This is a genomic window from Candidatus Rhodoblastus alkanivorans (genome assembly GCF_022760755.1).
GTDB lineage: Bacteria > Pseudomonadota > Alphaproteobacteria > Rhizobiales > Beijerinckiaceae > Rhodoblastus > Rhodoblastus alkanivorans.
In genome coordinates, this window is sequence record NZ_JAIVFP010000001.1 from 2,365,356 (window position 1) to 2,379,462 (window position 14,107).

The 14,107-nt window shown below is 65.4% G+C and carries 7 protein-coding genes; 1 reads left to right on the forward strand and 6 read right to left on the reverse strand.

The window, feature by feature from the left end; translation table 11 throughout:
• Nucleotides 1-7: 7 nt before the first annotated feature.
• The 3 genes from prfB to K2U94_RS11095 form a co-directional block, all read right to left on the reverse strand.
• Nucleotides 8-1,139 (reverse strand): peptide chain release factor 2 gene (gene prfB / locus K2U94_RS11085; RefSeq protein WP_243067272.1). Its coding sequence is split into 2 segments (ribosomal slippage): nt 8-1,069 and nt 1,071-1,139, totalling 1,131 coding nucleotides; the frame shifts between segments, so codons are not numbered across the junction.
• Between the two features lie 51 nt (nt 1,140-1,190).
• Nucleotides 1,191-3,587 (reverse strand): penicillin-binding protein 1A, encoded by a 2,397-nt coding sequence (locus K2U94_RS11090; protein WP_243067273.1) that lies wholly within the window; start codon nt 3,585-3,587, stop codon nt 1,191-1,193.
• A gap of 174 nt (nt 3,588-3,761) precedes the next feature.
• Nucleotides 3,762-5,084, reverse strand: a complete 1,323-nt coding sequence (locus tag K2U94_RS11095) for an N-acetylmuramoyl-L-alanine amidase (RefSeq protein WP_243067274.1) — start codon at nt 5,082-5,084, stop codon at nt 3,762-3,764.
• 811 nt (nt 5,085-5,895) lie between these two features.
• Here K2U94_RS11095 and K2U94_RS11100 point away from each other — a divergent pair.
• Complete coding sequence (locus tag K2U94_RS11100; RefSeq protein WP_243067275.1) at nt 5,896-9,018, forward strand: Rne/Rng family ribonuclease; 3,123 nt, start codon at nt 5,896-5,898, stop codon at nt 9,016-9,018.
• A 108-nt stretch (nt 9,019-9,126) separates the two neighbouring features.
• Here the strand turns inward: K2U94_RS11100 and K2U94_RS11105 are convergent, their stop codons facing one another.
• The 3 genes from K2U94_RS11105 to K2U94_RS11115 form a co-directional block, all read right to left on the reverse strand.
• Nucleotides 9,127-9,792 (reverse strand): response regulator, encoded by a 666-nt coding sequence (locus K2U94_RS11105; protein WP_243067276.1) that lies wholly within the window; start codon nt 9,790-9,792, stop codon nt 9,127-9,129.
• 432 nt (nt 9,793-10,224) lie between these two features.
• Nucleotides 10,225-11,673: a sensor histidine kinase gene (locus K2U94_RS11110; protein WP_243067277.1), complete on the reverse strand. Its 1,449-nt coding sequence runs from the start codon at nt 11,671-11,673 to the stop codon at nt 10,225-10,227.
• 52 nt (nt 11,674-11,725) lie between these two features.
• Nucleotides 11,726-14,029, reverse strand: a complete 2,304-nt coding sequence (locus tag K2U94_RS11115; protein ID WP_252393675.1) for an NADP-dependent malic enzyme — start codon at nt 14,027-14,029, stop codon at nt 11,726-11,728.
• Between the last annotated feature and the right edge of the window lie 78 nt (nt 14,030-14,107).

The window sequence follows — 14,107 nt, forward strand, 5'->3', positions numbered from 1 at the left end:
GCTGAGCTTATTCCACATCCTCGACCTTCTCCGGGCCGCCGCCATGGACGCGCTGGGCCAGCGCCGCCTCCATGAAGGCGTCGAGGTCGCCGTCGAGAACTTCGTCCGGGGTGCCGGAGACCACGCCGGTGCGCAGGTCCTTCACCATCTGGTAGGGCTGCAGCACATAGGAGCGGATCTGGTGGCCCCAGCCGATCTCCGATTTGGTCGCATTGATCTTGTTCGCCTCGGCCTCGCGGCGCTCCAGTTCCTGCTCGTAGAGGCGGGCGCGCAGCATGTTCCAGGCCGTGGCGCGGTTCTTGTGCTGCGAGCGCTCCATCTGGCACGCGACCACGATGCCCGACGGGATATGGGTGATGCGGATCGCCGAATCGGTCGTGTTGACGTGCTGGCCGCCAGCACCCGACGAGCGATAGGTGTCGATGCGGCAGTCGGCTTCGTTGATCTGGATGTCGATCTTGTCGTCGATCACCGGATAGATCCAGGCCGAGGCGAAGCTGGTGTGGCGCCTTGCGTTGGAATCGAAGGGCGAGATACGCACCAGGCGGTGTACGCCGGATTCGGTCTTGGCCCAGCCATGGGCGTTGTGGCCCTTGACCAGAATAGTCGCCGATTTGATGCCGGCCTCGTCGCCCGCCGTCTCTTCGATCAGTTCGACCTTGAACTTGTGGCGTTCGGCCCAGCGCGTGTACATGCGCAAGAGCATCCGCGCCCAGTCGCAGCTCTCGGTGCCGCCGGCCCCGGAATGGACTTCGATGAAGGTGTCATTGGCGTCGGCCTCGCCCGAGAGCAAAGCCTCGACCTGACGGCGGTCGGCCTCGGTCTTGATGGCCTTGAGCTGGTCGAGTCCCTCCTGCTCGGCGGCGGTGTCGCCTTCCATCTCGCCCAGTTCGACCAGGGTGATGGCGTCTTCCAGCTCGCTCTCGAACCGGGCGAGCGAGCCCAGCCGGTCCTCAAGCTCGGTGCGCTCGCGCATCAGCTTCTGCGCCGTTTCGGCGTCGTTCCAGAAATCGGGCTCTTCGGATTTGGCGTTCAGTTCGGCGAGGCGGCGCGTCGAGGTTTCGACGTCAAAGATGCCTCCTCAGCAGCCCGACCGACTGCTTGATCTGCTCTACAAGTGACACGGCTTCCGCGCGCATGACGATTCCTGATTCGAGAAAGGAAAGGCACAGATAAGGGGCAACTGCCCGTCAGTAAAGCCCGCCCGTTCCCGAGCCGACCTGCTGGTCCGTGCCGGCCGCGCCTCCGCCGCCGCCGCCGCCGCCGCTGTACGATTCGGGCGGCGCGGTGCCGGGCTTGAAGGCCTCAAGGATCGAGCCGGGGCCGGACGAGCGCATGCCGGTGCGGAGATCGACCGAGATCAGCTTGATGCCTGGCGGCACGCGGAACGGCGTGTCCGGCTTGCCGGTGAGCGCCATTTTCATGAAGTCGCGGAAGATGGGCGCGGCATAGAGCGCGGCCTGAGCGGATGCGCCCGTCGAGCGCGGCTTGTCATAGCCGAGATAGACGCCGACCGTGAGGTCCGGCGAATAGCCCACGAACCAGAGATCCTTGGCGTCGTTGGTCGTGCCCGTCTTACCGGCGAGATGGCGGTTGAGGACCTTGATCGAAACGCCGGTGCCGCGCTGGATCACGCCTTCCATGATCGAGGTCATCTGATAAGCGGTGAGCGGGTCGATCACCTGCTCGCTGTGGTCCACGAGCTTTGGCAGGTTGCCGGGCTCGTATTTCTGCGCGTCGCAGCCGAGGCATTCGCGGTCGTCGTGACGGTAGATCGTATGGCCCCAGCGGTCCTGGATGCGATCGATCAGGGTCGGCTTGAGGCGCTTGCCGCCATTGTCGAGCATGGAATAGGCGGTGACCATGCGCATCAGCGTGGTTTCGCCGGCGCCGAGCGACATGGAGAGAACCGGCAGCATGTCGTCGTAAACGCCGAAGCGGCGGGCATATTCGGCGATCAGCGGCATGCCGATGTCGCGCGCGAGCCGCACGGTCATCAGATTCTTGGAATGCTCGACGCCGTAGCGCAGGGTGTGCGGGCCGTAATGGCCGGATTCGAAATTCTCCGGCCGCCAGACGTCGCCATTGGGCTGGACGATCTCGATCGGCTCGTCGAGGATGATCGAGGAGGGGGTATAGCCATTGTCCAGCGCCGCCGAATAGACGATCGGCTTGAAGGACGAGCCCGGCTGGCGCAGCGCCTGGGTGGCGCGGTTGAACGACGATTGATCGAAGGAGAAGCCGCCGACCATGGCGAAGACGCGGCCAGTATAGGGGTCCATTGCGATCAGGGCGCCGGAAATCTCGGGGACCTGGCGCAGGCGGTACATGCCGGGCTTGTCGTCCATCGGCTCGACATAGACGACGTCGCCGGACGTCAGCGCCTGACGCAGACGCTTGCGGGTCCAGCGGGCGCCTTCCGGCGGAATCACTCCGGTCACGCGCTGCGGCGAAAGATCGCCTGATTTCTCGCGCGGCGGCTGGAGGCCGATGCGCGCGCCCGAATCGTTGACGTCGAGCACGACGGCGAGACGCCAGGGCGCGACGTCGCCCAGCGCGGGAACCTGCCCTAGCGCCTGGCCCCAGTCAGCCCCGATGTCGATCTGCTTGATCGGGCCGCGATAGCCATGGGCCTCGTCGAAGCGAACCAGACCGTCGACCAGCGCCTTGCGCGCCATCAGCTGCATCTTGGGATCGAGGGTGGTGCGCACCGAGAGGCCGCCCTCGTAGAGCTTCTTGTCGCCGTAGCGTTCGTTGAGCTCGCGGCGGACCTCCTCGGCGAAATAGCCGGCCTCCATCGAATCGGGCGAGAGCACGCGCGGATTGACATTCAGGGGCTCGGCCATGGCGGCGTCGCCCTCCTTGCGCGTGACATAGCCGTTTTCGACCATGCGTTCGATCACGTAATTGCGGCGGGCGATCGCGGCCTCGCGGTTGCGGAAGGGATTGTAATTGTTCGGACCCTTGGGCAGGCCGGCGAGATAGGCGGCCTCGGCGAGCGTCAGCTCGTTGACCGATTTGTCGAAATAATTCAGGGCGGCCGCGGCGATGCCGTAATTGCCGAGGCCGAGATAGATTTCATTGAGATAGAGTTCGAGGATGCGGTCCTTGGAATAGGCCTGCTCGATGCGCAAGCTGAGCAGCGCCTCCTTGATCTTGCGGTTGAAGGAACGCTCGTTGGTCAGGAGGAAGTTCTTGGCGACCTGCTGGGTGATGGTCGAGGCGCCCTGCACATGGCGGGTGCCCTGGAGCAAAACCATGACGGCGCGCACGACGCCTTCCGGGTCGATGCCGTGGTGATGATAGAAATTCTTGTCCTCGGCCGAGACGAAGGCTTCCTTCACCAGTTTGGGAATGGCGTAGGAGGGCAGGTAGAGCCGCCGTTCATGAGCGTATTCGGCGAGAATAGAGCCGTCCCCCGCATGGATGCGGGTCATGATCGGCGGCTCGTAATTCTTGAGCTGGGTATAGTCCGGCAGGTCTTTGGAATAAACATAGATGAGGCCGCCGGCCGCCGCCGCGCCCAGGACGAAAAGGATCGTGCCCGTTGCGAAGAGAAAGCCGAGGAACCGGGCGATAAAACGCATTCATTCACCTTTCGCGGCGTCACTCCGGCGCGCCGCCTGCCATGCGCTGAATCTGATCGCGTAGCCGAGCCCGGCTATAGCACCGAATTTGCCGGCGGGCCAGAAATACGCCGGCCAAACCCGCAGGCGCGACGCCGCGGAAATCGCGGCGGCCCGGCTCGATTCTCAGGCCAGTTAGTTGCCGCCGCTTTGTGTCGCTTTAAGGGCGGCGTCGGCCGAGGCCGCGGGAAGGCCGGCTGGCTGGCGCATCGCGAAATAATTGTCGATGGCCTTGGCGACCTGGGTCGTGGCCTTGTCCCGCCAGGCCGGCGAGGTCAGGTCGGAGACGTCGCGCGCATTGGAAAGATAACCGAGCTCCAGCAGAACCGAGGGCACGTCGGGCGACTTGAGGACCACGAAACCGGCGGAGCGCCTGGGGTTTTTGTTGAGCCGCGCCGCGACCTTGAAATATTGGGCGAGGGAGCGCGCGAAGACGCTGGAATAGGCGCGGGTCTCGCGCCGGGTGAGATCGAACAGGATGTCGTTGACGTCGCCGGCGTCTTCTTTCGTCTCTTCGCCCGCGGCGGAATCGGCCATGTTCTCATGTTCGGCGATCTTCGCGGCCTCGGCGTCTGAAGCACGGTCGGAAACGGTGTAAATGGTGGCGCCGGAGACCTCGTCGCCATCGCTTGGCAGCGAGTCGGCGTGGACCGAAACGAAAAGCGCGGCATTGAGCCGGCGGGCGATGCGCACCCTTTCGCCGAGGGAGACGAAGGTGTCGTCGGTGCGGGTGAACACGATGTGATAATGGCCGCTCGCGGTCAATTTCGCGCCGAGCGCCTTGGCGAAATCGAGCACGATGAATTTCTCGATGGCATGATGCTTGCTAAGCGCGCCGGTGTCCACGCCGCCATGGCCCGGATCGATGACGACGACCGGCTTTTCCGACGGCGGCTGCGCTGGCGGAAGCGGAGGCGGGGCGTCGGCGAGGGCTTGACGTCGCGCGCCCGCCCGGGCCGCGGCCTTGAAATCGGCGTCGGACGCGGGGGCGAGGACGAGCGTCAGTTCGTCTGCGCCCGGAACCGGCGCGCAGGACGAGGAAACGATGGCGGCGGGGCCGGTGAGGTCGGCGACGATGCGCGATTTGCCGGGCGCGAGTCGCCCGAAACGATAAGAGGCGATGAGGCCGGCTTTCGGCGCGGGCTCAGCATGATGGCGGTGACGCCGCTTCTTGGCGGGCTGCGCTTCGCCCTGGGCCGGATCGATCTGAAAATTGACCTCGGGCAGATCGACAATCGCCCGCGCCGGATTGCCCAGCAGATAGGCCTCAGTCGGGAGGCAGGATTGCAGGGTGAAGGACAGGCGGGTTTCGCGGCCTCGAACGTCCGTGTGGGCAGCGATCGCGATCGGCAGGGCGGTTTCGGCGCGCGCCGCAGTCGGCTGCGCGGCGCAGACGAGCGCCGCCGCGGCGGCAAAAGCGGCCCGCTTCAGGAGATTGATGGCCATGACCAGGCGCATGTCGCGATCCAGGGACGTTGCTGTTCGATCCGCGAGGCGGCGGCAGCCGAGTCAGATCATGAAAATATTAAGAACCGTTTACCTTGATAAGCCGTTCCCGGAGCCCTAGCTGTTGCTCGACGGCCACAGGCGTGGGAAACTTGCCAAAGTGGCTTTCTGTCGTTTACAAGGGAGGTGTTCCGGTTCGGGCGAGACGATTCGCGCCGAACGATGAGGAAACGGCCTTCCCGCCACGGCGCACCCCGGAAATCGTGGGCCCATTCGCACGGACGGGGTTTGCGCCGCGCCCTGCTCGTCAGCCGTTTCGGATCTTGTCCGGCGTCGCTGACGCGCTGGAGGATGGGTGGAAATTTGTTCGTGCTCGCAAAAAGACTTCACGCCGGTGTCTTGGCCCGCGTGAAGGCCGGCATCGAGGATATTTTCGGCGCTCTCGCGCGCCGTGGGGGGGCGCGTCCCCCAAGGATGCCGTCAGACGTCCGTCGTCAGTTCATCAAAAGGATGGCTCCCGACGCCGGTCGCTTCGCGATCCAGAGCACGAACGCCCATCTTCGGGCGGAACATGATCTAGCGAGCCCCTGTTTGCCGGCCTCCGGCGTTCCGAGGCGCCGGCAGGGCCTCGCGTCCGTCATTTCGCGCCGCGCTTTCGCGCGGTCCATCTGCAATCCACAATCATCCGCAACCACACATCGCAAGGCGCGCCCGAACGGGCGCGTCGCGGCGCGCGTTCTCCTGCCGGAGCATATTCCGCCGGCGGGAGCGCGCGCGAAGGCCGACGCGGCCCTTTGCCGCGCCTTGCCCAAAAGAGTTCGCAATGGCCAACAAAATGCTTATCGACGCCTCCCACCCCGAAGAGACGCGGGTGGTGGTGCTGCGTGGAAATAGGGTCGAGGAGTTCGATTTCGAGTCCGCTTCCAAGAAACAGCTGCGCGGCAATATCTATCTGGCGAAAGTCACCCGTGTCGAACCGTCTCTGCAGGCGGCTTTCGTCGAATATGGTGGGAATCGCCACGGCTTTCTCGCCTTTTCCGAAATCCATCCCGATTATTACCAGATTCCCCACGCCGACCGGGCTGCTCTGCTCGAGGAGGAGATCCGCGCGCATCGCGAGGAGGACGAGGAAGATTCAAGCCGCCGCCGCAGCCGCCGCAGCCGGCGCGGCGCCGAGCGCCGCCGCAATCACGACGACGAGCGGGTGACCGGCGAATTCGCCGCCGAGGACGAACAGGCCGGCGCGGTCGAAACGGACGAGGAGACCGTCGAAACGGCCGCGGAAGTGGGCGAGCCCGTCCCGGCCGAGGCGGTCGCGGCCGAAGCGCCCGTCGCCGAGGCTCCGGCCGACGAGGCGCGAGCCCAGCAATCCGCGACCGGGGAATCCGCGGCGGAGGAGGCTCCGGCCGGGGAAGCGCCGGCCGAAAAGGCGCCGGAATGGCTGCCCGAGGATCATGAACTGGCCAGCGATCCCGAAGGCTTCGCCGTGGTCGAATCCGGCGAAGAGAGCGCGGAAGCCGCGCTCGCGCCCCAGGCCGCCGCCGACCGCGTGGAGAACGGCGAGGAGAACGGCGAGTCGCAGGACGAGGCCGCCGAGGACGACGAGGCGCGCGCCCGCGATTTCCTCGATCTCGTGCAGCAGAATGGCTCCGAAGCAGGCCGGGAGCGCGAAACCCGCGCAAGGAAAAGGAGCCAGGGCGAGAACGAAAACGAGCGCGAAAACGAAGGCGAGAACGGCGAGCACGAGGAAGAAGAGTCGGTCGAACTGCTTGGCGGCGACGCCATGGACGAGACACATTACCGCGCGCCCCGCCTGCGCCGCCAATATAAGATCCAGGAAGTCATCAAGCGTCGGCAGGTGCTGCTGATCCAGGTCGTCAAGGAGGAGCGCGGCAACAAGGGCGCGGCATTGACGACTTATCTGTCGCTCGCCGGCCGCTATTCCGTCCTGATGCCCAACACCGCGCGCGGCGGCGGCATTTCGCGCAAGATCACCGACGTGGGCGACCGCAAGCGCCTCAAGGAGATCGCGCAGGACCTCGACGTTCCGGAAGGGATGGGCGTCATCCTGCGCACCGCGGGGGCCTCGCGCACCAAGCAGGAAATTCAGCGCGATTTCGAATATCTTATGCGCATGTGGGAACAGGTCCGGGAACTGACCCTGACCTCCAGCGCCCCCGCCCTGGTCTATGAGGAGGGCTCGCTGATCAAGCGCGCCATCCGCGACCTCTACAACAAGGACATAGACGAGGTCGTGGTCGCGGGCGAGAACGGCCATCGCGAGGCGCGCGACTTCATGCGCCTGCTGATGCCCTCGCACGTCAAGAACGTGCATCATTATCGCGATCCCCAGCCGATCTTCGCCAAATGGGGCGCGGAATCGCAGCTCGACGCCCTGTTCCACAACCAGGTGACGCTGAAATCCGGCGGCTATCTGGTCATCAACCAGACCGAGGCCCTCGTCGCGATCGACGTCAATTCAGGCCGTTCCACCCGCGAGCACAATATCGAGGACACGGCGCTTCGCACCAATCTCGAAGCCTCGGACGAGGTGGCGCGCCAGCTCCGGCTGCGCGATCTCGCCGGCCTCATCGTCGTCGATTTCATTGACATGGAGGAGAGCCGGAACAATCGGGCGGTCGAGCGCCGGCTCAAGGAAGCGCTGAAGGACGATCGCGCCCGCATCCAGGTCGGCCGCATTTCCCATTTCGGCCTGCTGGAAATGTCGCGCCAGCGCATCCGCACCGGCGTGCTGGAAGGTTCGTCGGTCGTCTGCCCGCATTGCGCGGGGGCGGGAACCGTGCGCTCGACAGCCTCCGTCGCCGTCCATGTGATGCGCGTTCTGGAGGACGCGCTGATCAAGAGTGCGTCGCATAACATCGTCCTGCGCACCCGCACGGACATCGCCCTCTATATACTGAACCACAAGCGCTCATTGTTGCGGCTGATCGAGGAGCGCTTCGGCGTTTCTGTGACCATCGCCGCCGACGATTCGCTGACCGGCGGCGCTTATCACACCCTGGAGCGCGGCGAACCCGCCGTCGGCCCGTCCGATCCGGCGCGGCGCTTCGATCCGCGCCGGCCTATCGAGGATATCGAACCGATCGGCGACGCCGAGCTTGAAGCGGAATTCGAAGAGGAAGCCGAAATCGAGGCTCAAGAGTTCCAGGAGGCTCAAGAGGCGGAAAATGCCGATGAGCGGGGCGAAGACACGCGCCGCCGCCGTCGTCGCCGCCGCGGGCGTGGGCGCGGTTTCGAACGCGAATCGGTGGGCGTGGACGCGAATGCGCCGCAGCCCTCGGATGAAGGGCTGGAGACGGTCGCTGAAATCGCCGGCGACCTCGTTACGGCCGTGGCGGAAGAGGACGGCGCCGAGAATAGCGCGCGTGAGGGCGGCGAAGAACGCCGCCGCGGACGCGGCGCGTGGCGTCGCCGCAACCGCAGCCGGTCGGGCGCGGAAATCGTCGAATTCGCGGGCGACTGGCGCAAGAGCGCGGAATCCGGCGAGGGGACGTCGGACGAGGCCGCGGCGGCGGATGAAGGCGGCGACGCGCTGATCGAGACCCTGGCGGAGACGCGGGATTTCCCGCCGCTTCCCACCTGGAACGCCGAGCCGCATCCTGTCGCCGAGACGCCCGAAGCAGTTGCGCCGGCGGACGAGGCGGTAGCCCCGGCCGAAAGGGAAGCGAAGGCCGAGACGCCTGTCCAAGAGACGCCTGTCCAAGAGGCGCTTGTCCGAGAGACGCCTGCCCGAGAGACGCCTGCCCAAGAGGCGGAGGCCCCGAGCCCGCTTTCGGTCGTTCCGTCGGCGCCCAACCCCGACGAGCCCGCTCACGCGGCGGAGCCGGCCCAGCCGGAACTGCCGGTCATTACCGCGGCCGATCCCAACATGCCGAAGCGTTCCGGCTGGTGGGCGCGGGCCAAGGCCAATCTGACGGGGCGCTGAGCCCCGTTTGTGCGGGAATTTGAACTGGACCGCGCCAGCGCGGTCCTTTTCCTGTGGTTTCCGTGAGTCGCCGAGCGTTTCACGGAGACGCCGTTCGGAAATTCCGTGTCAATCGATACGGCGGTTGAGCGCCTTGACGGCGAGTTCGGTGCGGCTTCGCGCGTTCAGCTTTTCGAGAATCCGGCTGACGTAATTCTTCACGGTGCCTTCGGCGAGCCGGAGTTGCGTGGCGATCTCTCGATTGCCCTTGCCCGCGACGATGAGTTGGAGGATCGCGTTCTCCCGGTCGGTCAGCGGCTCTTCCGGGGCGATCCCGTCGGCGAGGTTCGGGGCGCGCCGGACGCGGCGGAATTCGTCGAGCAATTTGCGCGCGACATTGGGCGCGAGACGGGACTGGCCGCGCGAGACGGCGCGGATGGTGTCGAGAATTTCGTTCTCGTCGGCGTCCTTGAGCAGATAGGCCTGGGCGCCGGCGCAGATCGAGTCGAAGATCAGGTCGTCGGTGTCGTAAGTGGTCAGGATGATCACCTGCGCTTCGGGGCAGTCGCACAGGATTTGGCGCGTCGCGGCGATGCCGTTGAGGCGCGGCATCTGGATGTCGAGCAGCACGACGTCGGGCAGGTAGCGGCGCGCCGCCTGAACCGCCTCCACGCCGTCGGCGGCCTGAGCGACGATTTCGAAATCCGCCTCCAGCGCCAGCATGGAGGCGAAAGCCCTCCGGATCATCGGCTGATCCTCGGCGATCAGAATGCGAATGCGTTCGTCCGGCCGCAATGAATTTCCCCCGCCGCGAAAAGGCGCGACGCCTCGTTGTCAATCCCCATGAGAGGAAAACAGTTTTGCGAAAACTTCATGGCCGTGCGATTCAACAGCATGTTTTAATTTCGTAAACAGTTTCGTCCGCACGGGCGAGCGACGCCAGGCGTCTGACGCGAAAAACCGCAACGGCCGGCGAAAAGGCCCGTATTTTGGCCCCGGACGCAAGCCGCGATCGATCGGAACGGCGCGCCGGGCCAGAAAGGGCGTAAGAGCTTGAGCCAAGCCAGATGAAGTTTCCGCGAAATCTTTTAACGGCTTTTTTAGAAAATTGCAATTTCATTTAAAAACAATAAATTATAATCTAATTGGGCTAAATGAGGCGCGGCGGCGATGAATTCGCCACGCGCTTGAAGCTGAATCGGCTTCCATTAAACAGAATAGTCTTCGTTAAGACTTATGGCTGAAAGGCGTTTCCGTCCCTGCGCTTCGCGGGCCGGGGAGCGTGACTTCGATCCGGACGCCGCCGCCTTTTTCGGCGCGCAGATCGAAAGACGCGCCGATCATGTCGGCCTGCTCGCGCATCCCCATCAGGCCGAAATGGCCGGGTTGGACCTCGACCGGCTCGAAGCCTTGTCCGTCATCGGCGACGATCAGCGCGACGGCGCGTGACGGGTCGGCGGAAAGCCGCAAACTCACGCCTCGCGCATTGGCGTGCAATTCCACGTTGCGCAATGCTTCTTCCGCGATCCGGTAAAGGGCCGCGGCCGCCGCGCCGCTGACGGGCCGCGCGTGCTCGTCGATTTCGGCGAGGGTATGGACGCCGGTGCGCGAGGAGAAGCGCGCGGCCAAAGCCTCCAGCGCCGCGCCCAGGCCCTGGCTTTCGACGGTCTGGCCTCGCAGGTCGGAGAGCGCGGCGCGGGCCCGAGCCAAGCCGTCGCGCACGGCGGTGTCGGCGTGGGTCAGTTCTTCGAGCAGGCGCGGCGACGCGTCAGGCCCGGCGACCTTTCGGATCAGCCGCAATTGCGGCGCGAGCGCCACCAACGACTGGACCAAAGTGTCGTGCAGGTCGTGGGCGATGCGCAGGCGCTCGCGCATGACGGCGGCGCGGCGGGCCTCGTCGGCGCCGCGCGCGGCCTCCGCGCGCAAACGGCGAAGATCCGTGACGTCGCGGCCCAAAGCCTGGAATTCGCCGGGGCCGTTCTTGTCCCCGACCCAGTGCACGCTCCACCAGATCCATACCGAAGCGCCGCCGGGGAGTTGCAATTCCTGTTCGAAGGAGGCGTCGTCGGCCGGCCCCAGCAGGGCGCGCCAGCCGTCCTGGGGCGAATGGCCCAATACGTCGTCGATCGCACGGCCGAGCAGGAAGCGCTCGTCCTCGCGTAGCACGGCGCAGGCGAAGGCGTTGACGAAAGTGACCCGCAGATCGGTCGAGAGGCGGAACACGAGATCGTTGGCGCTTTCGACGATGTCGCAATAAAGCGCCGCCTGTTCGCGGATCAGCCGTCCGGCGGCGGCGGCCTGATCGGCAAGCAGGAGCGCCTCGCGCCTTTCCTGGGCGAACTGACGCTCGACTTCCAGCGCGCCGCAATCAGAGTTGACGAAAACCAGGAAGCGTTCAGGTCGGGGCGCGTACAGGACCGAAACCGAAAACGGCGTTGAGTCTTCGGGCGGAAGCCGCACGCCGGGCAGGTCGAGGGCGACGCGGCGCCCCTCGCGCAGAGCGTCGAATTCCAGCTCCATTGCGAAAAAAACGGGTGATTCCGTAATGAGGGCGCCGGGCGGGGGCGCCCAATCCATGAGCGCACCGACCCGGTCGATCACCTTGAGCCCGGGGTCGAGGCGGGCGTAGCCGAAAATGCGGCGGGACAGGGCGAGGGCGAGGTCTGAATCGTTCATGCCCTGGAACTTAATGATTTTTAACGTCTTTGTCCCGCCCTTTTGCGTTGCGTCAAGCCATGTCGTCCTCATCGTCCCGGCGTTGCGCCTCGCCGACCGCGACCGCGGTCATGTTCACCACGCCGCGCGCGGTGATCGAAGGCGTCAGGACATGGGCGGGTTTCGCCGCGCCGAGCAGAATCGGGCCGACGGGCAAGGCGTCGGTCAGGGTTTTCGTCATCTGATAGGCGATATTGGCGGAGGACAGATCCGGCATGATCAGCACATTGGCCTCGCCTTTGAGCAGCGATCCGGGCAGGACGAGGTTGCGCACATCCTGCGAGAGGGCAGTGTCGGCCGCCATTTCGCCGTCGACTTCGAGATCGGGCGCGCGCTGGCGGATGATCTCCATGGCTTCGCGCATCTTCGCCGCCGCTGGCGAAAAACTGTCCGATCCGAAATCCGAATGGGACAGCAAAGCGATCTTGGGCTCGACGCCGAAGCGGCGAACATGGACCGCGCAGAGCAGGGCGGTCTCGGCGACCTCTGCCGCGGTCGGATCGCGCCGGACATGGGTGTCCGCCATGAAGAAAGCGCCCTTGCCGGTAATGAGCATGCTCATCGACGAATAATCGCTGATCCCCGGCGCGACGCCGACGATGTCGCGCAGATAGGCGAGGCGCGCGCCGAACCGCCCTTCCAGCCCGCACAGCAAGGCGTCGGCCTCGCCACGGACCAGCGCCAGCGCGCCGATGACGGTGGCGTTGGTGCGCACCAAAGTGCGCGCGGTTGCGGGGTTGACGCCACGCCGCCCGGCGACCGACAGCAATGTAGCGACATAATCGTTGTAGCGCGGGTCGTCCTGCGGATCGATCAGCTCGAAATCGCGGTCGGGGGCGATCGACAGGCCGAAGGTTTTGAGCCTCTTCTCGACCACGCCGCGCCGGCCGATCAGGATCGGCTTGGCGATGCCTTCCTCGATCACCGATTGCACCGCGCGCAGCACGCGCTCGTCCTCGCCTTCGCTATAGACCACGCGCTTGGGATGGGCCTTGGCCGCATGCATCAGCGGCTTCATGATGAAGCCGGAGCGATAGACGGTGCGCTCCAGCTTTTCCTGATAGGCGTCGAAATCCTCGATCGGCTTTTTGGCGACGCCGCTGTCCATCGCGGCGCGGGCGACGGCCGGCGCGATGCGCAGGATCAGACGCGGGTCGAAGGGCGACGGGATCAGCGAATTCTTGCCATAGACCGGGGCGACGCCGCTATAGGCGCGGGCCACCACGTCGGAGGGCGCCTCGCGCGCCAGCGCTGAAATGGCCTCGACGGAAGCGAGTTTCATCGCTTCGTTGATGGTGGTGGCGTGGACGTCGAGCGCGCCGCGGAAAATATAGGGGAAACAGAGGACGTTGTTGACCTGGTTGGGATAATCCGAACGGCCGGTGCACAGCATCGCGTCGGGCCGGACGGCGAGCGCGTCCTCGGGCAGGATTTCGGGATTGGGATTGGCCAAAGCCAGGATCAGCGGCGTCGGCGCCATGGTCTTGACCATGGCGGGCTTGAGCACGCCGCCGGCGGAAAGGCCCAGGAAGACGTCGGCTCCGGGGATGATTTCGGCGAGCGTACGCGCGGCGGTGTCCTGCGCGAAAGTTTCCTTGATCGGGTCCATGAGCTTGTTGCGGCCTTTATAGACCACGCCCTCGATGTCCGAGACGAAGATGTTTTCCCGCCGCGCGCCGAGCGCGACCAGCAGTTCGAGGCAGGCCAGCGCCGCCGCGCCGGCGCCCGAGGCGACGATTTTCGCCTCCGCCATCTTCTTGCCGGCGAGATCGAGGCCGTTGCGCACGGCGGCGCCGACGATGATCGCGGTGCCGTGCTGGTCGTCATGGAAGACCGGGATCGTCAGGCGCTCGCGCAGGCGCTTCTCCACCTCGAAGCACTCAGGCGCCTTGATGTCTTCGAGATTGATCCCGCCGAAGGTCGGCTCCAGGGCCGCGATCACATCCACCAGCATGTCAACGTCATGGGCGGCGATTTCGATATCGAAAACGTCGATGCCGGCGAATTTCTTGAACAGGACGGCCTTGCCCTCCATGACCGGCTTGGCGGCGAGGGGGCCTATATCGCCCAGCCCCAGCACGGCGGTGCCATTGGTGACCACGGCGACGAGGTTCTGGCGGACGGTGTATTCGGCGGCCTTGGCGGGGTCGGCGGCGATTTCGAGGCAGGGCGCGGCGACGCCTGGCGAATAGGCCAGCGCCAGGTCGCGCTGGTTGCCGAGCGGCTTGGTGGCGCGGATCTCCATTTTGCCCGGGCGCGGATGGGCATGGTAGACCAGCGCGCCCGATTGCAGATCGGACGAAATCTTTTCAGTCATCGCGGAATCCCCGAGGGCGTGAACAGCCCGAAGGTTGTTCGCGCGGTCTGCAGATTTTTGCAAGTTACATTGCAGGAC